The following is a 22,461-nucleotide window of genomic DNA, read 5'->3' on the forward strand; positions in this document are numbered from 1 at the left end:
GCTTCATTAATCCGCTCTACGGCCGCGAATCATGATCATCATAGCTGCAATCACCTGCAGTGCCATGCAGCTATAGAACGGCACACTGTAGCTGCCCGAAATATCCCTCAGCCAGCCGACAATGCCCGGCCCGAATGCGTAGGTGACCTGCGTCACCGAAGTGATCAGGCTCACCAGCACGCCGAAAGCGCGTGGATCGAATTCGCGCTGCACGATCAACGCCGGCAGTGTGATCAGATTCCCCACCGAGAATCCAAACAAGGCGCAGGCGACAAACACCAGCGGCGCGCTCTGCGTATTGACGACGATGGCCAGCGCCACCGCCTGGCTGAGAAAGGACAAGGCCGACGCCAGCCGCTGATTGAGCCGATCGATCACCGTCGAGAACAGCACGCGGCCGACGACGGCCATGATGGTCATTAACGAGACTGCCGCGGCCGCGCGCTCGCGGCCGATCACCGGATCCAGAAACGAGATCAGGTGCACGATGAATCCGACCTGCGCAAACAGTCCCAACGCGAAAGCGATGGTCACCGTGAGGAACGCCACATTACGCATCGCCTCGGCACGAAAACGCGTCGATGACGGCGTGTTGGCCGCCGCCACATGGCCAACGCCGGCGCGATGCGGCGGATGGCCGACAAACAGCAGGATCACCGGCACCAGCAGCAGCAACATCGCCGCGACGGCCGCCACCGTGGCGCCGGCGAAGCCGAACGCATTGCTCGCCGCCACCATCAATGGCACGCCGACGATGCCACCAAAACTCGCGCCGTTGAGCGCGAGGCTGATCGCCATGCCGCGCTTCTTGTCGAACCACAGGCCAAGCGTGTTGGTGATGGCACCGAGGCTGGTGCCGGCCCAGCCGAAGGCGAGCAGAACGTTCACTGCATAGAGCTGCCAGGGCGCCGTGATCTGGCCGAGCAGGATCGTGGCAACGCTGAGCATGCCGACGCCGGCAAGCAGCGTGTTGCGCGGCCCGAGCATCCGCATCGCCTCGCTGACAAAGGCAACCATCAGGGCGCCGACGAGATAGAAGAAGGTCGTCGCCGTCGCGATGATCGAGGCTGGCCAACCGTGTACGCGCTGAAGTTCCGCGAGATAGACGCTTTGTCCATAGAAGCCGAGCGCCCATCCGAAAGTGGCAAGCACGAAGCAAACACCTACGATCCGCCAGCCCTCATAACGAATCGAAGTTTCGCCGTCTGTCCCGTGTGAAGTTGCGTCCATTCCGGATCTGCTTTCGTTACGTTTCCTCAGCACATGCTGCTCTGCGACAACACGCCGCGTGAGATGTAGCACCGTTCCACGCATTAACCACCCGTTTTACCGGGAAAATCCTGCATTCCTTAGCTTCGCGGCCAAGCCATCCGGTCGATCACGTTCTTGGCAGGTGAACTCGGCGACGCCATATGCTAGGGACATTGCAGATGGAGGATTTGAAACCGTGAACGCTCTTGCTGAAGTGACCGAACAGACCGACCGCTCGCTCCTGATCGTTGAGGACGACAAGCCGTTTCTGGAACGCCTGTCACGCGCGATGGAGACACGCGGCTTTACCGTTACCTCCTGCGATACCGTCTCCGACGGCCTTGCTCATATCGGCAAATCGGCGCCGGCTTTTGCCGTGGTCGATCTTCGCCTCGGCGACGGCAACGGCCTCGATGTCGTGTCCGCGTTGAAGCAGCAGCGCCCGGATGCGCGCGCCATCGTGCTCACCGGTTATGGCAACATCGCCACCGCTGTGACCGCCGTGAAGATGGGCGCCGTCGACTATCTGTCGAAGCCGGCCGATGCCGATGACGTCGTCAATGCACTGCTTGCAATCGACAGCGACAAGTCGGAACTGCCGAGCAATCCGATGTCGGCCGACCGCGTGCGCTGGGAACATATCCAGCGCATCTATGAAATGTGCAACCGCAACGTCTCGGAAACCGCGCGCCGCCTGAACATGCATCGCCGCACCCTGCAGCGCATTCTCGCCAAGCGCGCCCCGCGGTAAGCGCGCCTAACAGCTAGAGCTCATTCGGCAAGGCTGCATGACCTTGAGGGTCGTGCAGCCTGTTGAGTCTGTAGGCTGCCGTCATTGCGAAACGCAACATCATGGATTTGCGCGTCGCAGCCGCAAGCCTGTGTTCCGGCGCCTCGCATTGCACATGCGCGCCATAGGCATCCGCCACGATCAATCCGGTATCGGCAGGGAAAATCTCGCAGGGCAAATCCTGCGTGAAAGCAAAGAACAGCCGGTCGCAATGGGCGCGGTAATCCGGCCATTTCTGGTCGGCGCGCAAATCCTCCACCGATGATTTGATCTCGACGATCCAGATCTCGCCCTTCTCGTTCATCGCCACCAGATCCGCCCGCCGCCCCGAAGGCAGCGGCAGCTCGGCAACACACGAAAATCCGAGCGAGCGCAGCAGGCGCGCGGTTCCACGCGCGACAGCCAGCGCCGTTTCGGACTGACGGCGATCGAAAATCAGCGTCGGGGTTTGAACGGCGGTCGATTCCATAGCGACGAACTTAGCCGATTTCGGCGGGAGCACCCAATACATCCCAACGAGGCCGGCCGCTGGAATGTCGCTGTGCTGCCTCCGTGTTGCCACACGCGACAAAACCGGCGCTGCCAATGACCGTGTCCATTCACCCGCGCGTGATCAAGCGAAAGAACCGGAGACAATCCATGAGCTTAGCCCGTATCGGCCGTGTCGCCCTGATCGTCGCTGCCGCAAGTCTGCCTCAAGCCGCTTTCACGTCATTTGCGCACGCAAAACCCACCGTAGAGGTCGCTTTCGTGCTGGATACGACCGGCTCTATGGCCGGCCTGATCGAAGGCGCGAAACGCAAAATCTGGTCGATTGCCACTTCGATCCTTGACCAGAATCCCGATGCCGACATCCGTATGGGACTCGTCGCCTATCGCGACATCGGCGATGAGTATGTGACGAAGAAATTCGACCTCACCACCGATATTCAGGATCTCTATGCCAATCTGCTGCAAGTGAGAGCGCAGGGCGGCGGCGACTGGCCCGAAAGCGTCAACGAGGCGCTCGATGTCGCCATCAACAAGCTGCAATGGTCCAAGGGTGGCGATATCAGGCGCATCGTGTTCCTGGTCGGCGACGCCCCACCGCATATGGATTATGCGCAGGATACTAAGTACGAGACGACGATGAAGGTGGCGCAGCAGAAAGAGATCATCGTCAACGCCGTCCTTGCCGGCGGCGCCCGCGATACCGAACGCGCCTGGCGCGACATCGCCCAGCGCGGCGACGGTCGCTTTATCGCGATCCCGCAGGATGGCGGACAGGTGGTGATCATCGAGACGCCGTATGATGAGGAGATCATCATCCTGCAAAACGAGATCAACAAGACCGTGATCCCCTACGGTCCCCGCACGCTGCAGAAGCGCACCGAGGAAAAGACGCGGCAGTTATCGGAAGTCGCCCGCGCAGCGCCAGCCTCGGCATCGGACATGGCGAGCTATATCAACAAACGGGCAAAGCTGTCGTCGGAGGCTGTAACCGGTGGCGGCGATCTGGTCGCCGATGTGGCGTCGGGCAGCAAGAGGCTCGATGGCGTCAAGGATGATGAGCTGCCGGAGTCGCTGCGAAAACTGTCGATGCGGGATCGCACGGCTGAGCTCGAAAAGCAGATGACCTTACGTAAGGAGCTTAACGCCAAGCTCACCGCGCTGGTCGTCAAACGTGACGCCTATGTGGCCGCGCAGCGCGACAAGACGGGGGCACCGAAGGCCTCGTCCTTCGATCGCGAGGTGGAGGCGACATTGAAAGTGCAGCTCAAGAAGTAGTTTAACATCGGAATAGTGGCCCCTCGCCGCCCGGCTTCACCGGGCCGGTGCGGGGATGCGGCCCGCTCGAATTTGCATCGCGCTTCCTCTTCCATCCGTAAGAAAAATCGGCATTGTGGCGCGATGACAGAGAACGCACCCAAAGCTCAAGCCGGCGGCACCATCATTCCGGTGACGCTGTTTCAGCAGAACTGCATGCTCCTGTGGGACGAAGCCACCCGACAGGCGGTGGTGATCGATCCCGGCGGCGACGTGCCGCTGATCCGGGAGGCAATTGCCAAGGCCAATGTGCAGGTCGGGCAGATTTGGCTCACCCATGGCCATATCGATCATGTCGGCGGCGCCGCCGAACTGCGCGATGCGCTGAAGGTCGAGATCATCGGCCCGCACAAGGCCGACGAATTCCTGCTCGACAACGTCGAGTCCTCAGGCGCCAATTACGGCATCGCCGGCGTGCGCAACTTCAAGCCGGACCGATGGCTCGAGGAGGGCGATATCGTCAGCGTCGGCGGCCTCTCCTTCGAGATCCTGCACTGTCCCGGCCATTCACCCGGCAGCGTCGTCTATTACAGCAAGGGTATGAAATTTGCCCATGTGGGCGATGTATTGTTTGCCGGCTCTGTCGGCCGGACCGATCTCCCGGGCGGGAGCCACGAGACGCTGATCAGCTCGATCATGAACAAGCTGATTCCCCTCGGCGACGATGTAGGTTTCATCTGCGGTCACGGACCAGGGTCCAGCATCGGCCAGGAGCGGATGACCAATCCCTTTCTCACAGGGATGGCCTGACCGAGAACACTCAGCCGACGTGGTCGGGATTGATCCAGTCCTCGATCTGCGAGGCCGCGATGGTGCGCTTCGGCTGATAGGGATTCAGCGTGCCGGCCGTTGCGGTCCAGCCTTTTGCGAGGATCTCGCGGGCAAAGATCTTCGCATCGATTTCGGATTTGAACGTCTTTGTCGTCCGCGCCGGGCCCGGAGGGCGGGGATCCGATTTCACGGCACGGTCTGGCCCGAAGGCAACATACCAAGTATCAGGTTTCGTCATCATGATGCGTAGTAACGCCAAATGTGACAAAAAGTTGCACGTATTGCGGCAACTCTCTTTTTTGTAGCGAAGTTGCAGAGCTTAACAAGACAGGCCGCCCAACCGGAGCGGCCTGCAGTTTGGAAGAGTGCGCTTCCATGATCTCAGTCCGGCAAACTCCCCCAAAAAGTGGGCTGGCCTCCGGACAAAACCATGCTTCAATAGAGGTCTCAGTCGATCACCTCGACGATCCGACGGGTGCCTGGCTCGACCAGAACCGTGCGGCCGTTGACCACGGTGTAGCGATATTCACGCGCCGCGCGATATTCGGCCGGAACCTCGTAATAGGTCACGCCGCTTGCAGGTAATACGGCGCCGACACGGACCTCGCGGTCATAGGTATAGGACGGACGATGCTGTTCGACGACATAGCTGCGGAAGCGCGGGCGATCGTCGACGCCCAGTACACCGGCCACGCCGCCAACCACCCCGCCGATCGTGCCTCCTACAATAGCTCCCACGGGGCCTGCAGCGCGTTCACCTTCGGCAGCCCCGCGCTCGATGCCCCCGGGAACGCCCTGGGCATGAGCAAGAGCAGGAATCGCCATCGTAGCAACGACGGCGGCAGTTCCGAGAAGACGGCGGATCATGACGATCTCCCATTTTGCGATTGCACATATTGCGGCGATACAAGTGCGTCGCCTTTGCAATGGTTCCGGAGAGAGAACCGCGAAACGGAGACAGAATCGCGAAACAATGCGCGCCCTTATCTGATGAGCCCTGCAGCCTTCAATGCGCGCGTAATCGCGCCGGAAACATCGAGCGCACGCCGAACGGGAGGATCACGACGTGCGCTGCGACGCTCCTGTTCCGCCCGCCGAGACTGCCGGCTGCGCAACTCATCCGTGGCCGCGGTGCGAATCGGCTCCTGTTTGGTGAGACCGAAGAACTGCGCAATGTACCAGGACGACGAGATGCCGGCGTCGAGCATAAACTTCGAGACCGCGCCATAAGGGTCTTCATGGCCCTCGATCGCGAGCGGCGTGCCATGGGCCATGCCGGTGATGGTGTAGGACTCCACCATCGTCTCTCCCTTGCCATTCCACCACACTTCACGCGGATAGCCATCGACATCGCCGGCGGACATCGGCGCATCAGGCAGATCGTGCAGATCGAGCCATTGCTTGACGATTTCACCGGCATTGGCGGGATTGACCGTGCGATCCGCCGCACCATGCCAGACGGATACACGGGGCCATGGCCCCTGATACGGCGATGCCTTGCGAACGAGGTCACCGAGATCCCTGGCGCTGCGCGCAGGCGCGCGATACATGCCGGCCAAGGCCTCCTGCATCGAATGCGCGATGCCGTAAGGCAGACCAGCGACAATAGCACCGGCAGCGAAGACTTCCGGATAGGTCGCAAGCATCACCGAGGTCATGGCGCCACCAGCGGACAGACCGGTGATGTAGATGCGCGCGGGATCGACGCCGTGAGCAATGGCGGCATGCTCCACCATCTGGCGGATCGAGAGCGCTTCGCCGCTATCACGGGCGATATCGTCGGGCGCAAACCAGTTGAAGCAGGTGTTGCCGTTATTCGCGCGCTTCTGCTGCGGCATGACGAGCACAAATCCATAGCGCTGCGCGAGCTTGGACCAGCCGCTGCCGATATCATAGCCGGCAGCCGTCTGCGTACAGCCATGCAGCACGACGACAAGCGCCGGCTTCGGCGCCAACCGCTCCGGTGCATAAACGAACATTTTCAGATTACCGAGATTGCTGCCGAAATCTGCGACCTCCACCAGCGGACTGTCGTCTGCGGGAAGACGCGCTCGTCCCATTCCGTGCAACGCACCGGGCATTTTCGGAAGATGACGAAGAAAGTCGATATTGTCGGCGAGGGACACGGCAGCTCCTAACGGGTCGGCGCGCTTATACAACGGCCCCGGCGACATATAGTTGCTGCAGTGCAAAATAACAGCGATTCGGCTTCAATTTACCCATCACTGAAACGCGAACGATACGATTTTTCCAAAAGGCTTTGTAAAAAAGGTATCAGAAGAAGCCCGCACGACCGGGTCATGCGGGAGAAAGGGATGAAAACGCCTAGTTCTTCTTCATCATATCGTTGTCTTTTTTCATGCGGTTCTTGTGCATGCCGTCTTTATGCATGGATTCCTTCTTCATGCTGTCTTTGGACATGCCCTCCTTCGACATGCCCTGGGTGCCGCTGCCCATCTTGGCCGGCTCCTGACCGGACGAACCGGTTGCCTGCGCCATGGCAGCAAACGGAGTCACGCCGATCGCAGTGGCAAAGATCGCTACAAGGATGGTCTTCTTCATGATTGTTCCTCCAGAATGGACCGGTCGGCACAACGCCATGTTGCGCGAAACGTTCCTGCCAGCGATACGCAACCTGACCTCAAACGTTACGCGGCAAGTCAACCATTTGTCGCAAACTTGTTGCTGGAATAGCGTTCGCTCCTACAAGCTCACTGGGCTGGATGCTTGAAAAGGATGATTCATCCGCGGCGCATCCAGGCCAAACATGCTCCGCACAACGCAATCGATATGGCGCAGGCAATGAGACTGGCGGCGAAGGCTGCGCGGCCGGAAACGGCGATCTGCACCGCGGCCTGCAGCGCACCGATGGCGGCGACGCCTGCTGCATTGGCGATCTGAGTCGTCGTGCCATAGATGCCGGAACCAGCGCCCGCACTCGCCGCCGGCACGCTGGCGAGCACAACACCCGATAACGGCGCCATAACGAGCCCCTGCCCGTAGCCGAACACAATCAGGGCCGCCGTGAGCAACCCAACGGATGGCGTCGATACAGCTGTGGTCAGGAGAAACAGGGCTGCCAGAGCCGTGATCTGAACCGCGCAGCCCTCGATCAACACGCGCGTCCCCTTGGCCTTGGCGCGCACGGCACTATGGCGGGAAGCGATGACGAAGGCGATGGCCAAGGGCAGGAAGACAAGACCCGCGTGGAGCGGCGCAACCTTCAGATCGGCCTGCAGATACAGCGTAACCACCAGATAGAAAGACAGGTTAGCGAAGAAAAACAGGAACACCGCAGCGAGCCCGCGCATGAAAACGTCATCCTTCAGGAGGACAAGGTCGATCAGCGGTATGCCTCCTCGCGCAGCAAGGCGACGTTCCAGACGAAGGAAGGCTGCCATCACGCCGACACCTGCGAGCATCACGAGCCACACAGCTGGTGACCAGCCGACATCGTGACCGAACAGCAACGGCCCGATCAAGCAAAGCAACGCAACGAACAACGTGATGGCGCCGGGAATATCGAGCCGCGTGTTCTGCCGCGCCGGTGGCGCCGGCATCCAGCGGAGCGCGGCGAGAATGATAACGATGCCGGCGGGGATATTGACGAAAAACACCGCGCGCCACCCGAAGCCGGCAAGGTTCAGCCCGACCAGCACGCCGCCAAGCGCGAAACCGGCAGCGCCGGCAAGGCCGAGGACGATCCCGTAGATGGCGAACGCACGCGCCCGCGCCTCGTCATTGAACAGCACGTGGATGGTGGCCAGCACCTGCGGCACCATCAACGCAGCAGTGGCCCCCTGCGCAAGACGCGCGATGATCAGCTCAGGGCCTGATTGCGTCAGCCCGCACCACAGTGAGGTTACGCTGAAGCCAAACACACCGGCGATGAAAACCTGCTTGGTGCCATGGATGTCGCCGAGCCGACCGCCGGTGACCACCAGCGTGCCATATCCTATCAGATAGATCGCGATGACCGCTTCGACCTGCGCCGGGCTGGCGTTCAGATCGTTCGCGATGGTCGGCAGCGCCACATTGACGATGAAGGCGTCAACGCCAAACATGAACTGCGCCGCCACCACGATGGCGAGCACAAGCCAGCGCCGGGACTGATCGGCTGACGTCCGAACCATCTGATGCATGACGCGAAAACCTCCCGGGCCGCGTGAATCCCAGTGAGATCGCAGGTGCCCGGAGGCAAAGCCATTACGTCAGAGGTAATTGGGGACGATTAACCCCAAGGCCCGCGGCGCGGCGTGCTACCGCCATTCCAGGGGCCGGTCGCAGCGGGAGCTGCCGGGCGCTGCTGTACATAGCCACCCTGTGCGCCCATCTGATGGGCGAGCTGCTGGAGCGCAGCGATGCGGTTCTGCGTGGCCGGATGGGTCGTGAACAGGTTATCCATGGCACGGCCCGACAGCGGATTGATAATGAACATATGCGCTGTGGCTGGCGCGCGCTCGGCATCCTCGTTGGGAATCCGATGCGCGGCATTTTCGATCTTGGCCAGTGCCGAGGCGAGCCACATGGGCTGGCCACAGATGCGGGCGCCCATTTCGTCGGCGGCATATTCGCGGGTGCGGCTGATCGCCATCTGCACCAGCATGGCGGCGAGCGGCGCCAGGATCATCAGCGCGATCTGACCGATGACACCCGGACCATTGTTGTTGCGGTTGCCGCCGAAGAACATGCCGAACTGGGCGATCATCGAGATCGCGCCGGCGATGGTGGCGGTGATGGTCATCAGCAGCGTGTCGTGATGCTTGATATGCGCGAGCTCATGCGCGACGACGCCGGCGAGTTCTTCACGCGACAGCTGCTGCATCAGGCCGGTGGTCACCGCCACCGCGGCATTCTGCGGATTGCGGCCGGTCGCAAAGGCATTCGGCTGCGGATTGTCCATGATATAGACTTTGGGCATGGGCAGACCGGCATTCTGGGCGAGCTCTCCGACCATGCGGTAGAGGTCCGGCGCGTTGCGCGCATCCACCGGCTGTGCGCCATGCATCGACAGCACTGCGCGATCTGAATTCCAATAGGCGAACATGTTCATGCCGGCGGCAACCACCAGCGCGATCATCGCGCCCGACGCACCGCCCATGAGATAACCGACGCCCATGAACAAGGCGGTCATACCGGCCAACAAGATTGCGGTCTTGAAGTAACTCATTTTTCCTCCTGCCCCCGCGCACGCATACGAATGCATTGCGGTGCCACAATAAAATGGTGATGGCGCTTCTGGTTCCGCAAGACGCAATTGTGCGGCAGCGCGTCGCGGCTAGATCGGTAAATGCATTGACGAGCAATCTGCTCGCTCTAGGCTGGCCCCAGCCAAAAACATGACAAAGAGGAAACATTCATGGCTCGCGTGAAGTTCGGCGCCTTTCTTGCCCCGCATCATCCCATCGGAGAACATCCGATGCTGCAGTTCCGGCGCGATCTCGATCTCGTCGAACAGCTCGATTCACTCGGCTATGATGAATTCTGGTGCGGCGAGCACCACTCCTCGGGCTGGGAAATGATCGCCTCGCCCGAAATGTTTCTGGCCGCCGCCGGCGAGCGCACCAAGCGCATCCGGCTCGGCACCGGGGTCATCTCGCTGCCATATCATCACCCTTTCAATGTCGCGCAACGTATGGTGCAGCTCGATCACATGACCGGCGGCCGCGCGATCTTCGGGTCCGGGCCGGGCGCGCTGGCATCCGATGCTCATACGCTCGGGATCGACCCGATGACCCAGCGCGACCGCCAGGACGAAGCCATCGCCATCATCCGCCGCCTGTTCAACGGCGAGCGCGTGACCGCCAAGAGCGACTGGTTCACCATGAATGACGCCGCGCTGCAGATCCTGCCGCTGCAGGAGGAGATGCCGTTCGTTGTGGCCTCGCAAATCTCGCCCTCGGGCATGACGCTGGCCGGCAAATACGGTATCGGCATCATCTCGCTGGGCTCGATGTCGACACAGGGGCTGATGGCCCTGCCGACGCAATGGGGCTTCGCCGAGGACGCCGCGAAGAAGCACGGCACCACCGTCGACCGCGCCAACTGGCGCGTGCTGCTGAGCTGGCACATTGCCGAGACTCGCGAGCAGGCTCGGCGCGAAGCCGGTGCCGGCCTGATGCGCTGGCACAACGAATACAACGTCGGCACGCTGCAGCGGCCGGGCCTCAAGCCATTCGCCTCTCCGGAGGACGCGGTCGAGCAGACCGCAGGCGGGGAAGCCGCCGCCTCCACCATCGGCACGCCCGACGATCTCGTAAAGACCATCAAGAACCTGATGCAGGTCTCGGGCGGCGTTGGCGCCATCATCGGTTTCGTGCACGACTGGGCCAATCCGGAGAACACGCGGCGCAGTTGGGATATGGTCGCGCGCTATGTGGTGCCGGAGATCAACGGCTACATCGCATCCTTGCGCAAGTCGCAGCAATTCGTGATCGAGAATCGCGAGGTGTTCGAGCGCGCGGGCCAGGCGGTGATGGCCAAGATCATGGCCAACGACAAGGCGGCCGCCGCCTTGCCACTCACTGGCCCCGGCCGCGTGGCGATTCCGCTGGTCAATGCGCCGGAGCTGCAGAAGAAGGGGTGAGAGCTTAAAGCCTATCACTCCGCCCCTCATCCTGAGGGCCGATCGTCTTCGGTCGCGTCTCGAAGGATGAGAGCACCAAGCTCATGGTTCGAGACGCCTGCGAGATGCGCGCTCCTCACCATGAGGGAGGGATAGAAGCTACTTCCCGTAATAATCCTGCACCGTTTCCCAGGCCACCGTCTGCAGCAGTTTCGCAGTCGTTTCATCGAGACCGGCGAGATAGGGATTGCCGACCGGCGAACGCCCCGTGAGTGCCGCGAAGGTGACGCAGGTGGCGAGATAGGTGCCTGCGAGACTCGGATGGCGCTTGTCCGGCTGGTAGAGATTGAGCTCGGGCTGCTTCGCGCGCATCCTGGCAAAGGCCAGACCTGCCGGAATCACCAGGGCGTTATTATCATTGCCCGCGAGTGTATAAGCCTCGGCCAGTTGCTGGGTCATTTCCGGCTTGTCTTCATAGGCCCAGGACATGAAGAAGATCGGGATTGCACCATGCGCTCGGACGATGTCTGCATCCTTCTTCGCATATTCAGTAAAGACCGACTTCAGCTTTGGATGGATCGGACACTGGCTGCAATCCATCATGATCGCAGCATCGAACAGCCGCTCGCGCTTGTTGAAGATGATGTTGTTATTATCGTCGAAGGAATAGGACGCGATTGCGTTGGGGCGGAAATAGCTCTCGACATCGTGCCATTCAAAGCCGGAGCCACCGATGGTCACCGAGGTCGCCTGATAGCTCGTCCTGTTGGAGGGGTCGGCGGCGCGCACCATCGCCAGCACATGGCTATGCATACTGTTGTTGAAATAGAAGAAGCTGTTGCCGATGAATATCTCGGTCTTCGGAAAATCAGGTCCCAGCGACGTGACTTTGGGTTTGGTCTGGGCTTGCACCGCACCGGGCACACTGGCCGTGGCAGCAAGAAACGCCATGGCAACAATGACAGCGCGCATAGCTCTGGACATGCAATGCCTCCCGGTTCTTATTATGTTGGGTACCGATAGCACAGGGCGGCACAGATTGCGCCGGCCGTGATCGCAGGAGGCTGAATACGCCATGTCCCAAGACCTCGCTTCCCAAAACCTCGATCCCCTGATCCTCGACCTCCTCGAATGGATCGCACGCGAACCCAGATCCTATGCCGACGTGCTCGATGCATGGCGGACGTCATGCCCGCGACTGACGGTATGGGAAGACGCCATCGACCGCGGATTTGCGGCGCGCGAGCACAGACAAGGCCATGAGGTGCTGATCCGGCTCACCGCCACTGGGCGGGATTTTCTCCGCAAGCACGGGCGCATCGTCAACCTCATACCTCCGAAGCATGCCGCCGGCGCATTCGTCACGCCGATGCGTCCCTATCGCTGCGCCGCCTGAAAGGCTCCCTGCCCGATCAGAATCGTCGCGAGGCATCGCCTCACGAGCGAAACAAGATACATCCCGGTAATAGCAAAGTCGCGGCCCAGAGAAAGGCCTAACACCAGTTCGCGATCTGGAACGTGGTGCTCGGCATATGGAAAACGCCGGCGATCAGCGGGACGGTCGCGCGGAGCGGGCCGAAGAAGCGGCATCCGACAATACTCAATGCCCCCACGGCAAAAAGAACTCTTCCGCGCGCGGAATGAGATCGGGACGGCGTGACAGCGGCCAGATGGTTGTCGCTGTGCGGTCAAAATGGTTACCGATCGCGTAGGAAACCCAGTCACCGAGCGCCGCCCCGGTGCTGACCTCCTCCTGAACGGACGGCAAACTGGCAGATGAGCTTCAAATACGGCTGACGAAAAAACGGAGAATTTTAAGCATCAGCAGTTGACCACCGGGATTTCGAAGCCGTCCAGTTTCAACCACACGGTGGCATCCGCGCCGCATAGCCCGGCACCCAATCATCCCTCACTCTGGCCGAACGCCTTGCGCATCGCGACATAGCCCTGTTGCTGCTGGCTCCAGTTGCGGCCGCCGGTGACGCCGCCATCGACGACGAGATCGTTACCGTTGACGAAGGACGACTCGTCGCTGGCAAGGAACACCGCGGCATGGGCGATATCATCCGGCAATCCCGCGCGCGGGATCGGCTGCGCGCTCTTAAACGCCTCGCGCATGAGTGCTGGGGTCTGTTCGGCAGCTTCCACCGATAGTCCCAGCGCCTTGCCGAAAATGCCGGTGGCGATGGCGCCAGGCGAGATGCTGTTGACGCGCACACCGCTCTCACCGAGCTCCATGGCTACGCATTTGGTGAGATGGATGACTGCCGCCTTGGCGGCGCCGTAGACGACGGAGGACGAATAGCCCGCGAGCCGGCCGGCGATGCTGCCATTGTTGATGATGCTGCCGGAGCCCTGCTTCTTCATATGCGGCGCCGCGTGCTTCATGCCAAGCATGACGCTGCGCACCAACGTCGCCATGGCCGCATCGAAACGATCGACCGTCAGGCCCTCGATACCGCCCGTCTGCGCCGGGCCTCCAGCATTGTTGAACAGGCAATCGATCCGACCGAAAGTCTCGACGGCATGACCGATTAGCGCCTGCATCTGTGCTTCATCGGTCACATCGGTCTGGCGAAAGCTACAATGGGCGCCGAGCTTGGTTGCCAGCGCGTTGCCTTCGGCGGCGCGGCGTCCCGCAATCACGACTTTTGCGCCCTCGGCGATGAAGATTTCCGCTGTCCGAAAACCAATCCCGCTTGTCGCGCCGGTGATCACAGCTACCTTGTTGTCGAGACGCCCCATGACATTTCTCCCTGATGCTTTTTGTAGGGGTATTTGACGCTGGCGAACTATCGCAGCGCAAGGCATATTTGGCGGCCCGCCCTGCCCCAAAGCTGAGCGCACGCGGTCTCAACCGGGATGCGTGGCCGTCCACTTTCGCATTGCACACCATGATGATATGCATGGTCTGATCACTATCCATTCCATAACCATGCGCGGTAGCTGTTGAACTACGCCGGGACATTCGCGTTTGCGAACGTGGGGGATACGCAGACCGACGCAACGGGCGGCGACGGTCCGGTTGGTAGCGTTTTATCGTCCGCGACAGCATCGACGATCATCGTTCACGACGCCAATCTGCTCTTTTCCGGCGACTACAAACGCGCCGGTGTCGATCTCGTGCTGTCGAAAGACGGCCACGATTACATCGTCTCCGATTATTTCAAGGGTCCGCAGCGCGCGGCATTGTCATCGCCCGATGGCGCAACCCTATCTGCCGGCCTCGTCAAGGCGCTGGTCGGCGAAGTCCAGGTCGCGCAACTGGGCGGCGGCGCGAGTGCGGCAGCGCAGGAGATTGGCACTGTCACCAAGCTTACTGGCAACGCGACTGCGATCCGCAACGGCGTCTCGGTGATGCTCAATGTCGGTGACAAGGTGCAGAAAGGCGATATGGTACAAACCGGCACGGATTCGGTGCTTGGCCTCACCTTTATCGACGGCACCGTGTTCGGCCTGTCGTCGAATGCGCGCATGATGCTGAACGAGATGGTCTACGATCCCAATGGATCGTCGAATTCCTCGCTGCTCAGCCTCGTGCAAGGTACGATTACCTTCGTCGCCGGCGAAACGGCAAAGCACGGCGACATGCGTGTCGATACGCCCGTGGCCACCATGGGGATTCGCGGCACCGCCGTGCTGGTCGAAATCGGCTTTGAAGTGCCCGGACAAGGCGATGCGCCGCCGGTCAAGTTCCAGGTGCTGGTCGAGCCCGGCGGCCAGGTCGGCTCTTACTTGCTGTACAGCAAGAGTAATCCGAGCGTCGTGATCGGAACGGTCAATCAGGCTGGTCTGGTGACCAGCGTGACAGGCGCCGGCGATACATCGACCGGGCAGGCGCCGCCGCTGTCGCCGGACGCGATCGCCATCCTGGGCCCCGTGTTTCAATTGTATTTTGGTCTGCCAAGCCCGAACCAGAATCTACATGGCTCGCCACCCGGCGGATCATCACCCACCGATCCCAATTCCGGTACCAGCCCACAGCCTCTGAAATTCAACCCGTTCCAGGATCTGCCGCCGGGGGGATCGATCACCGTCCCGATCAACAATCCGAACGGTTCGCCAGGCACGATCCTGCCGGTTGACGTCACTATCACGCATATCAACACGGCGCCGATCATTACCATCGCAAAACTCGACATTAGCCAGGGTGGCACCGTCATTCTTGGTACGTCAAATGTCGGCGCAAGCGATACGGACAGCACCAACTTCACGTTTAAGGTCTCGAATGTCAGCCACGGCACGTTTCAGGTTTCCACCGACGGCATTCACTGGACCGATACGACCACCTTCACCAGCGCCGATTTGAGCGCAGGCCACGTCCGGTTCGTGCATGACGGCGGCCAGGCCGCGCCGACCTTCTCGCTTCAGGCCGACGACGGTGCGGCATCCAGCAATCTCAGCAGCATCGTCCCCGGTATCATCGGATTCAGCCTCGTCAATGCGCCGCCCGTCATCACCCATGCATCGATCACCGTGGCCGAAGGCGGAACGGCGATACTCACTGCGGCGAATATCGGTGTCAGCGATATCGACAGCACCAGCTTCACATTCACGATCTCGCACGTGACGCACGGCGTCTTTCAGGTTTCATCGGATGGCATCCATTGGATCGATGCCACGACTTTCACCAGCGCAGACCTCTATGCCGGTCATGTCCGCTTTGTGCATGACGGTGGCGGGGTTGCGCCCGATGTCATGCTCACCGTGAGCGACGGCATCGATAGCAGCGCCCCATTCGCCGCGCATGTTGATTTTCTGGCGATCTGCCACCTGACATCGACCGCCGGCACCACTATCGATATCTCTCCCTTTGGGGCGACTGACGGCTTTGTTCTGCCCGGAGCCGGCAACGTCACGACGCCGGGCATTCCGGAAGATCGCATCGTGCTGGGCTACGACATCGGCGGACATCACGTGGTGCTCAACGGTGCTCCCATGATGGGCGACAAGGACTTCAGCGCGATTTCAAACACACTCACTCACAATGCCGACGGATCGAACTCGGTCAGCACGGTGTTGGGTGCAGGTAATGGCGTGATACTGACACAGACGATCACGCTTGGCGCTGACGCTAACTTCTTTACGACGACGATCGATATCTTCAACGGCGGCACCACAGCGCTCGATCACGTGCGGTTCATGCGCAATTTCGACCCCGACCAGGATGTCGACCAGTATGGCACCCATCAGACTCGCAACGAGGTTATCCATAACCCGATCGGAGCGAACGATGTTGCCATCGTTTCCGCAAAGGGAGGAGCGTCAGGCGCTGATGTGGCGCTGATCGGATTGAGCGGCGACTGGCGCGCATCCTCCTTTGGTTTCACCAATACGAATCCCTACGCTCCCGAAGCCTATGATTCCCCCAACAATCCCAATAGGGCGTTGGCGGATAATGCGATTTCGCTCACTTATGACTTCGGCAGTATTGCCGCCGGTCAGCACGCCACGGTCACCTACATCACGACCAATAACGTGGCGACAAATGGCAATAATGCACTGTATGGAACCGATGGCAACGACACCATCAACGGGTTCGGCGGCGACGATCTCTTGATCGGCCTTGGTGGCGCGGACAACTTCGTCTTCACGGCGAATGCTGGCCACGACACCATCTTCGATTTCCAGACACACGTCGATCACATCGATCTCTCAGCCGTGGTCAGCACGAACGATGTCACCGCATGGATAGCACAACATGTCACCGCAAGCCCGCTCAACGGGGCGGATACCCTGATCACGTTGGACGCTCATAACACAATCTTGCTTCATAATGTGACACATACCAATCTGAGCGCCAGCGACTTCATCGTTCATTCTACCTCAACGTGACATGAGACCGGCGCCCCTTATTCTTTTGGAGCCTTCGTCTGCACAAACGCTTCCGTCGATGACATAGTATTCTGGTGATGAGACTTTCGCGCTACCAAGGGCGCTCAGAACCACGTCCGTATGATCCGCAAAGGTTTGACGATGCAGCGCGGCCAGCCACGATCATCCCACGCACCGGCCCGGTCTGAACTTGGCGAGGCGCTACGTGTCTGTCGCGGCGCTTTTCTCGGCGTTGGGTTGATGAGCTGCATGATCAACATCCTGTATCTCACCGGCTCGTTCTTTATGCTAGAGGTCTATGACCGGGTGTTGCCGAGCCGTAGCGTGCCGACACTGGTGGGTCTGATCGTGCTCGCTGCCGGGCTCTATATCGCGCAGGGCGTTCTCGACCTGCTGCGCGCGCGCATTCTGGTGCGAATCGGCGCGTCGCTCGATGAGACCTTAAGTCCGCGGGTGTTCCAGACCGTGATACAGTTACCCTTACTGGCCGGCAGGAGCAACGAGGGCCTACAGCCGCTGCGCGATCTCGACAATATTCGCGGTTTTCTCTCCGGACAGGGCCCGAGCACATTGTTCGACTTACCGTGGTTGCCGCTCTATCTCGCCATCTGCTTCGCCTTCCATCCGCTGATCGGCGTTACCGCGCTGGTCGGCGCACTGTTGCTCGTGGCGCTAACCGTGCTTACCGAACTTCAGACGCGGACCCCAGCACAGGAAGCCGCCACCCTTGCAGCCAAACGCGGTGGCATCGCGGCATCCGGCCGACGCAATGCCGAGGTGGTGCTCGCCATGGGTATGGCCGGCCGGCTGGCGCGGCGCTGGAAGGACGCGAACGAGACTTATCTGGCTGGGAACCTCCGTACCAGCGATGTCGCCGGCGGCCTCGGCGCCATCGCCAAGGTGATGCGCATGATGCTGCAATCCGCCGTGCTCGGTGTCGGCGCTTATCTGGTCATCAATCAGGAAGCCACTGCCGGCATCATCATCGCCGGCTCGATTCTCAGCGCTCGCGCGCTGGCACCGGTGGATCTCGCGATCGCGCACTGGAAAGGATTTGTGACGGCACGGCAGAGCTGGGAACGCCTCAATGGGCTGCTGCATGTGCTACCGACGCTGCCGGCGCTGACGCAATTGCAGGATCCGAGGGAGAAGCTGAGCATCGAGGCCGTCAGCATCGCCCCTCCCGGCGAGCAGCGCGTCACCGTGAGCGATGTCAGCTTCACCCTGAAGGCCGGCAACGGCCTCGGCATCATCGGCCCTTCCGGCTCCGGTAAGTCGTCGCTGCTGCGTGCATTGGTCGGCGTGTGGAAGCCGGCGCGCGGCTATGTCCGCCTCGACGCCGCCTCGCTCGATCAATGGGCACCAGACGATCTCGGTCGCCATATCGGCTATCTGCCACAGGACGTCGAACTCTTCGCCGGTAGCATCGCCGAAAACATCTGCCGTTTCGACCCCGGCGCAAAGGACGACGACATCATCGCCGCCGCCCGGCAAGCCGGCGTTCACGATCTCATCGTCAGGATGAAAGAAGGCTACGATACCGAGGTGGGTGAGCACGGCAGCGTGCTCTCGGCCGGCCAGGCACAGCGCATCGCGCTAGCACGCGCATTGTATGGCAACCCATTCCTGATCGTGCTCGACGAGCCGAACTCCAATCTCGACACCGAAGGCGACGAGGCACTGACCCGTGCAGTGCGTGCCGCCCGCGCCCGCGGTGCTATCGTCATCGTGGTGGCGCACCGGCCGATCGGCATCGAGGGCGTCGACATGCTGCTGGTGCTGAAAGACGGTCGTATGCAAGCCTTCGGACCGAAGGAGACGGTGCTCGGTCAGGTGCTGCAACGACCGGCGCCGCAGCCGATCAAGATCGTCGCCGACGGCGGAGTGACCAAGCCATGATCACGCCCGATACTCCCTCGCATCGTTCGATACGTCTTCATCTGATGATCGGCCTCGTCGTCGTGTTGATGCTCGGCGGAGGCCTCGGCGGCTGGGCAACCACTGCACAGCTTGCCGGCGCACTGATCGCACCAGGATCGGTGGTGGTCGATTCCAACGTCAAGAAAGTCCAGCATCCGACCGGTGGCGTGGTCGGGGAAGTCCGCGCGCGCGACGGAGATATCGTGAAGGCCGGCGATGTCGTCGTACGCCTCGACGACACCGTGACCAAAGCCGGTCTCGCCATCGTCACCAAGAATCTCAACGGTCTATGGGCACGCGCTGCACGCCTCGAAGCTGAGCAGCGCGGCGCCGACCGCATCGCCTTCCCGCCACAACTGCTCGACCAGATAGCCGATGATGACGTAAAGAATGTCATCGATAGCGAAACCAAACTGTTCAATGTCCGTTCTGCCGGGCGAATCGGGCAGAAGCAACAATTGCGCGAGCGCATAGCGCAGCTCAACGAGGAAATCGTCGGCCTCACCGCGCAGGAAACCGCCAAGACCCGCGAAATTGCGTTGGTTGAGAAAGAGCTGATCGGTGTCCGCGGCCTGTTCGATCAGCAATTGGTGCAGATTTCACGCCTCACCATACTGGAGCGCGACGCTGCGCGCCTCGCTGGCGAGCGCGCACAATTCATCGCCGCGCGGGCGCAGGCCAAGGGCAAGATCACCGAGATCGAGCTCCAGATCCTGCAGATCGACAAGGATCTGGTGAGCGAGGTCTCCAAGGATCTGCGCGAGACCAATGACAAGATCGGCGAGTTCGTTGAACGCAAGGTGACCGCAGAAGATCAACTACGCCGTATCGATATCCGCGCGCCGCAGGATGGCGTGGTGCTGCAATCGAATGTGCATACGGTGGGCGGCGTCGTCACCGCAGGCGACACGCTGATGCTGATTGTGCCGCAGACCGACAGCCTGTCCGTGGAAGCGCGGGTCAATCCACAGGACATCGACAAGCTGCTGATCGGCCAGAAGACCATGCTCCGCCTCAGCGCCTTTAACCAGCGCACCACCCCGGAGCTAAACGGAGAGGTCAGTCGCATCTCCGCGGACACCACCACCGATCAGCGCACCGGCCAAGCCTATTACACCATCCGCATCGCGCTCCCACCATCGGAAGTAGCGCGATTGGGGGACGTTCGCCTGATCCCAGGCATGCCCGTGGAGGCGTTCGTGCAGACGGGCGAACGCACCATGCTGTCCTATCTCGCCAAGCCGCTCAGCGACCAGTTCATGCGCGCCTTCCGCGAGAAGTGATACGCAAACCATGAAGCTTGCATGGCAAGTGAGACGGCTGGCGCGGCGGTTCGGCAAAGCGCGAGCATTTTGCGTCGTTCTGCTGTTCACGCTGGCAGCCCTGCGCATCGCCGACATTCCCGCCCTCGAAGAATTACGGCTGCGCAGCTTCGATACCTATCAAATGATAGAACCGCGCAGAAAGACGGCGAAGCCCGTTACGATCGTAGATATCGATGAAAAGAGTATTCGGAAATATGGGCAGTTCCCTTGGCCGCGCACGCTGCTTGCGGATGTTGTCAGCAAGCTTGGGCAAATGGGCGCGATCGTCATCGCATTCGATGTCGTATTTCCGGAACCTGACCGGCTGAATCCCGATCTCCTCGTAAACAGTCTCGCCGGCCTCGACGACGAGACGCGAACGCGATTGATAGCTCTCCCCAGCAACGACCAGGTATTCGCCAATGCGATCAGGCAATCCCGGGTGGTACTGGGCGAATCCGGCCTGCCCTACGTCGTGCGCGAACTCGACAGGACGCTGCCCGTCACCGGTCTCGCCACCATCGGCAGCGAGCCACAGCCCTTCATGCTGAATTTCCCAGGGCTGCTTCGCAATATCGAAACGATCGAGAAGGCGGCTGCCGGTCGCGGCATTTTCTCGATCCGCAACGAACGTGACGGCATCGTTCGCCGCGTGCCTATGCTCATTCGGACCCAAGGCATTGTCATGCCGTCGCTCAGCTTCGAGATGTTGCGCGTCGCATCCGGAACGGACACAATTCTGGTCAAGTCGGATCGCGCGGGGATCAAGAGTATAGGCATTCGTGGGCTTGAAATACCGACCGACCGTAACGGCCAGCTCTGGGTGCATTTCGCCAGGCACGATCCGAGCACTTATGTTTCTGCAGCCGATATCCTGGACGCCACCGCGCCTCCGCAAGCCATCGCCCAGAAGCTGGTGCTCATCGGTACTTCGGCAGTCGGCTTGCTCGACGTCAAGACAACGCCGCTCGATGCCTCGATGCCTGGTGTTGAGATTCATGCGCAGGTACTCGAAAGCGCATTGACAAAAGCCGTCCTGTCGCAGCCGAACTACGCGATCGGCGCTGAATTACTCACCGCAGCAACCCTCGGCATCGTCGTGATCTGGCTGGCACCGATACTCGGCCCAATCACACTGGTCATCATGGGCTCGATCTTTGCGGCGCTTCTGATTGGAACATCCTGGTATTTTTTCGCGGCACAGCGGTTACTGATCGACTTCACCTACCCGCTGCTTTCGACCACACTCATCTATCTCGCATTGATCTTCAGCAACTTTATTCGGGAGCAGGTGCAACGTCGTCGCATTCGCTCAGCCTTCAGCCAATATCTGTCGCCTGCCCTCGTGGCTCAGCTCGCGCAATCACCCGACAAGCTTAGGCTCGGCGGCGAGGAGCGCGAGATGACCATCATGTTCTCCGATGTACGCGGCTTCACCACCATTTCGGAGTCCTACAAGCACGACCCGCATGGCCTGACCACACTGATGAACCGGTTTTTGACACCGCTCACCAACGCGATCATCGATCGCAGGGGCACCATCGACAAATATATGGGTGATGCCATCATGGCATTCTGGAATGCGCCACTCGACGACGCCGAGCATCAGATCAATGCCTGCCACGCTGCGCTCGATATGCTTGAGAAGGTCGACGCGCTGAACAAACAGCGCGAGGACGAGGCGGCCCATGGAGGCCATGCCTATATTCCACTCAATGTCGGCATCGGGCTGAACACTGGCATCTGCGTCGTCGGCAATATGGGCTCGGACCTGCGATTCGACTACTCAGTGCTGGGTGATAGTGTCAATCTTGCCTCACGTCTCGAAGGACAATCGAAGGAATACGGATTTCCCATTATTGTCGGTTCGAAGACTGCACTAGCCGCTAGGGATAAATTTGCCATTCTCGAGCTCGACTTCATCATGGTGAAGGGGAAGGCCGAACCCGAGGTGGTTTACGCTCTTGCGGGCCGTGAAGACACGGCTAGGACAGAGCGGTTCCGGCAGCTACAGAATCTTACCAAGGAGATGCTGACCTGCTACCGCAATCGCGATTGGGACGGCGCTCTCCTTGCCATCGCACGCGGACGCAAATCAGATGTCAGCCATCAACTTGAGACGCTGTACGGACTATATGACAAGCGGATTCGCACTTGTCGCGACAATCCGCCGCCAGCGAACTGGAATGGTGCGTTTGCTGTTCTGACAAAATAATGCG

18 protein-coding genes and 1 pseudogene are annotated in these 22,461 nt (G+C 60.6%); 9 read left to right on the top strand and 10 right to left on the bottom strand.

The window, feature by feature from the left end:
* Positions 1-6 precede the first annotated feature (6 nt).
* Complete coding sequence (locus tag E0H22_RS24905) at positions 7-1,230, bottom strand: MFS transporter (RefSeq protein ID WP_233023598.1); 1,224 nt, start codon at positions 1,228-1,230, stop codon at positions 7-9.
* A gap of 217 nt (positions 1,231-1,447) precedes the next feature.
* Between E0H22_RS24905 and E0H22_RS24910 the strand changes: the two genes are divergently transcribed.
* A complete protein-coding gene (locus tag E0H22_RS24910) occupies positions 1,448-2,002 on the top strand; it encodes an ActR/PrrA/RegA family redox response regulator transcription factor (protein ID WP_233023599.1) in 555 nt (184 codons plus the stop codon).
* 13 nt (positions 2,003-2,015) lie between these two features.
* Here the strand turns inward: E0H22_RS24910 and E0H22_RS24915 are convergent, their stop codons facing one another.
* Positions 2,016-2,510 carry an MmcB family DNA repair protein gene (locus tag E0H22_RS24915; RefSeq protein ID WP_233023600.1) on the bottom strand — a complete coding sequence of 165 codons (495 nt, stop codon included), beginning with the start codon at positions 2,508-2,510 and terminating at the stop codon, positions 2,016-2,018.
* Positions 2,511-2,680: 170 nt separating this feature from the next.
* Between E0H22_RS24915 and E0H22_RS24920 the strand changes: the two genes are divergently transcribed.
* Positions 2,681-3,808 (top strand): vWA domain-containing protein, encoded by a 1,128-nt coding sequence (locus E0H22_RS24920; RefSeq protein ID WP_233023601.1) that lies wholly within the window; start codon positions 2,681-2,683, stop codon positions 3,806-3,808.
* Positions 3,809-3,931: 123 nt separating this feature from the next.
* Positions 3,932-4,597: an MBL fold metallo-hydrolase gene (locus tag E0H22_RS24925; protein WP_233023602.1), complete on the top strand. Its 666-nt coding sequence runs from the start codon at positions 3,932-3,934 to the stop codon at positions 4,595-4,597.
* 10 nt (positions 4,598-4,607) lie between these two features.
* Here E0H22_RS24925 and E0H22_RS24930 read toward each other — a convergent pair whose 3' ends face one another.
* The 6 genes from E0H22_RS24930 to htpX all read right to left on the bottom strand — a co-directional run bounded on the left by E0H22_RS24930 (position 4,608) and on the right by htpX (position 9,788).
* Positions 4,608-4,808, bottom strand: coding sequence for a hypothetical protein (locus E0H22_RS24930; RefSeq protein ID WP_233023603.1), 201 nt, complete (start codon positions 4,806-4,808; stop codon positions 4,608-4,610).
* Between the two features lie 257 nt (positions 4,809-5,065).
* Positions 5,066-5,485: a DUF1236 domain-containing protein gene (locus E0H22_RS24935; protein ID WP_233023604.1), complete on the bottom strand. Its 420-nt coding sequence runs from the start codon at positions 5,483-5,485 to the stop codon at positions 5,066-5,068.
* 116 nt (positions 5,486-5,601) lie between these two features.
* Positions 5,602-6,744 (bottom strand): extracellular catalytic domain type 1 short-chain-length polyhydroxyalkanoate depolymerase, encoded by a 1,143-nt coding sequence (locus E0H22_RS24940; protein ID WP_233023605.1) that lies wholly within the window; start codon positions 6,742-6,744, stop codon positions 5,602-5,604.
* Between the two features lie 199 nt (positions 6,745-6,943).
* Positions 6,944-7,180 carry a hypothetical protein gene (locus E0H22_RS24945; protein WP_233023606.1) on the bottom strand — a complete coding sequence of 79 codons (237 nt, stop codon included), beginning with the start codon at positions 7,178-7,180 and terminating at the stop codon, positions 6,944-6,946.
* A gap of 179 nt (positions 7,181-7,359) precedes the next feature.
* Complete coding sequence (locus tag E0H22_RS24950) at positions 7,360-8,760, bottom strand: MFS transporter (protein ID WP_233023607.1); 1,401 nt, start codon at positions 8,758-8,760, stop codon at positions 7,360-7,362.
* 89 nt (positions 8,761-8,849) lie between these two features.
* The gene (gene htpX / locus E0H22_RS24955; protein WP_233023608.1) at positions 8,850-9,788 is read right to left on the bottom strand and encodes a zinc metalloprotease HtpX; all 939 of its coding nucleotides are present in this window, start codon (positions 9,786-9,788) and stop codon (positions 8,850-8,852) included.
* A gap of 189 nt (positions 9,789-9,977) precedes the next feature.
* Here htpX and E0H22_RS24960 point away from each other — a divergent pair, with 189 nt between their 5' ends.
* Positions 9,978-11,204 carry an LLM class flavin-dependent oxidoreductase gene (locus E0H22_RS24960; protein WP_233023609.1) on the top strand — a complete coding sequence of 409 codons (1,227 nt, stop codon included), beginning with the start codon at positions 9,978-9,980 and terminating at the stop codon, positions 11,202-11,204.
* 138 nt (positions 11,205-11,342) lie between these two features.
* On the opposite strand, the gene E0H22_RS24965 is transcribed toward E0H22_RS24960, so the two are convergent.
* The gene (locus E0H22_RS24965; protein ID WP_430715186.1) at positions 11,343-12,167 is read right to left on the bottom strand and encodes a DUF4886 domain-containing protein; all 825 of its coding nucleotides are present in this window, start codon (positions 12,165-12,167) and stop codon (positions 11,343-11,345) included.
* Between the two features lie 91 nt (positions 12,168-12,258).
* Between E0H22_RS24965 and E0H22_RS24970 the strand changes: the two are divergent.
* A pseudogene (locus tag E0H22_RS24970) lies at positions 12,259-12,501 on the top strand (hypothetical protein); the annotation flags it as partial.
* Positions 12,502-13,085: 584 nt separating this feature from the next.
* On the opposite strand, the gene E0H22_RS24975 reads toward E0H22_RS24970, so the two are convergent.
* The gene (locus E0H22_RS24975) at positions 13,086-13,928 is read right to left on the bottom strand and encodes an SDR family NAD(P)-dependent oxidoreductase (protein WP_233023610.1); all 843 of its coding nucleotides are present in this window, start codon (positions 13,926-13,928) and stop codon (positions 13,086-13,088) included.
* Positions 13,929-14,165: 237 nt separating this feature from the next.
* Between E0H22_RS24975 and E0H22_RS24985 the strand changes: the two genes are divergently transcribed.
* The 4 genes from E0H22_RS24985 (at position 14,166) to E0H22_RS25000 (ending at position 22,457) form a co-directional block, all read left to right on the top strand.
* Positions 14,166-17,018 (top strand): cadherin-like domain-containing protein, encoded by a 2,853-nt coding sequence (locus E0H22_RS24985; RefSeq protein ID WP_430715187.1) that lies wholly within the window; start codon positions 14,166-14,168, stop codon positions 17,016-17,018.
* 141 nt (positions 17,019-17,159) lie between these two features.
* A complete protein-coding gene (locus tag E0H22_RS24990) occupies positions 17,160-18,917 on the top strand; it encodes a type I secretion system permease/ATPase (RefSeq protein WP_233026548.1) in 1,758 nt (585 codons plus the stop codon).
* Positions 18,914-20,221, top strand: a complete 1,308-nt coding sequence (locus E0H22_RS24995; RefSeq protein WP_233023611.1) for an HlyD family type I secretion periplasmic adaptor subunit — start codon at positions 18,914-18,916, stop codon at positions 20,219-20,221. The genes E0H22_RS24990 and E0H22_RS24995 overlap by 4 nt, the downstream gene beginning before the upstream one ends.
* A 10-nt stretch (positions 20,222-20,231) precedes the next feature.
* The gene (locus tag E0H22_RS25000) at positions 20,232-22,457 is read left to right on the top strand and encodes a CHASE2 domain-containing protein (protein ID WP_233023612.1); all 2,226 of its coding nucleotides are present in this window, start codon (positions 20,232-20,234) and stop codon (positions 22,455-22,457) included.
* Positions 22,458-22,461: the final 4 nt, after the last annotated feature.

Source organism: Rhodopseudomonas boonkerdii (genome assembly GCF_021184025.1).
In the GTDB taxonomy this organism is placed as follows: domain Bacteria; phylum Pseudomonadota; class Alphaproteobacteria; order Rhizobiales; family Xanthobacteraceae; genus Tardiphaga; species Tardiphaga boonkerdii.

Bases quoted from the DNA above. Each gene is read 5' to 3' on its own strand.
- E0H22_RS24905 (WP_233023598.1), bottom strand. From the start codon at position 1,230: ATGGACGCAACTTCACACGGGACAGACGGCGAAACTTCGATTCGTTAT.
- E0H22_RS24915 (WP_233023600.1), bottom strand. From the start codon at position 2,510: ATGGAATCGACCGCCGTTCAAACCCCGACGCTGATTTTCGATCGCCGT.
- E0H22_RS24920 (WP_233023601.1), top strand. From the start codon at position 2,681: ATGAGCTTAGCCCGTATCGGCCGTGTCGCCCTGATCGTCGCTGCCGCA.
- E0H22_RS24925 (WP_233023602.1), top strand. From the start codon at position 3,932: ATGACAGAGAACGCACCCAAAGCTCAAGCCGGCGGCACCATCATTCCG.
- E0H22_RS24935 (WP_233023604.1), bottom strand. From the start codon at position 5,485: ATGATCCGCCGTCTTCTCGGAACTGCCGCCGTCGTTGCTACGATGGCG.
- E0H22_RS24945 (WP_233023606.1), bottom strand. From the start codon at position 7,180: ATGAAGAAGACCATCCTTGTAGCGATCTTTGCCACTGCGATCGGCGTG.
- E0H22_RS24950 (WP_233023607.1), bottom strand. From the start codon at position 8,760: ATGCATCAGATGGTTCGGACGTCAGCCGATCAGTCCCGGCGCTGGCTT.
- htpX (WP_233023608.1), bottom strand. From the start codon at position 9,788: ATGAGTTACTTCAAGACCGCAATCTTGTTGGCCGGTATGACCGCCTTG.
- E0H22_RS24960 (WP_233023609.1), top strand. From the start codon at position 9,978: ATGGCTCGCGTGAAGTTCGGCGCCTTTCTTGCCCCGCATCATCCCATC.
- E0H22_RS24965 (WP_430715186.1), bottom strand. From the start codon at position 12,167: ATGTCCAGAGCTATGCGCGCTGTCATTGTTGCCATGGCGTTTCTTGCT.
- E0H22_RS24975 (WP_233023610.1), bottom strand. From the start codon at position 13,928: ATGGGGCGTCTCGACAACAAGGTAGCTGTGATCACCGGCGCGACAAGC.
- E0H22_RS24990 (WP_233026548.1), top strand. From the start codon at position 17,160: ATGCAGCGCGGCCAGCCACGATCATCCCACGCACCGGCCCGGTCTGAA.
- E0H22_RS24995 (WP_233023611.1), top strand. From the start codon at position 18,914: ATGATCACGCCCGATACTCCCTCGCATCGTTCGATACGTCTTCATCTG.
- E0H22_RS25000 (WP_233023612.1), top strand. From the start codon at position 20,232: ATGAAGCTTGCATGGCAAGTGAGACGGCTGGCGCGGCGGTTCGGCAAA.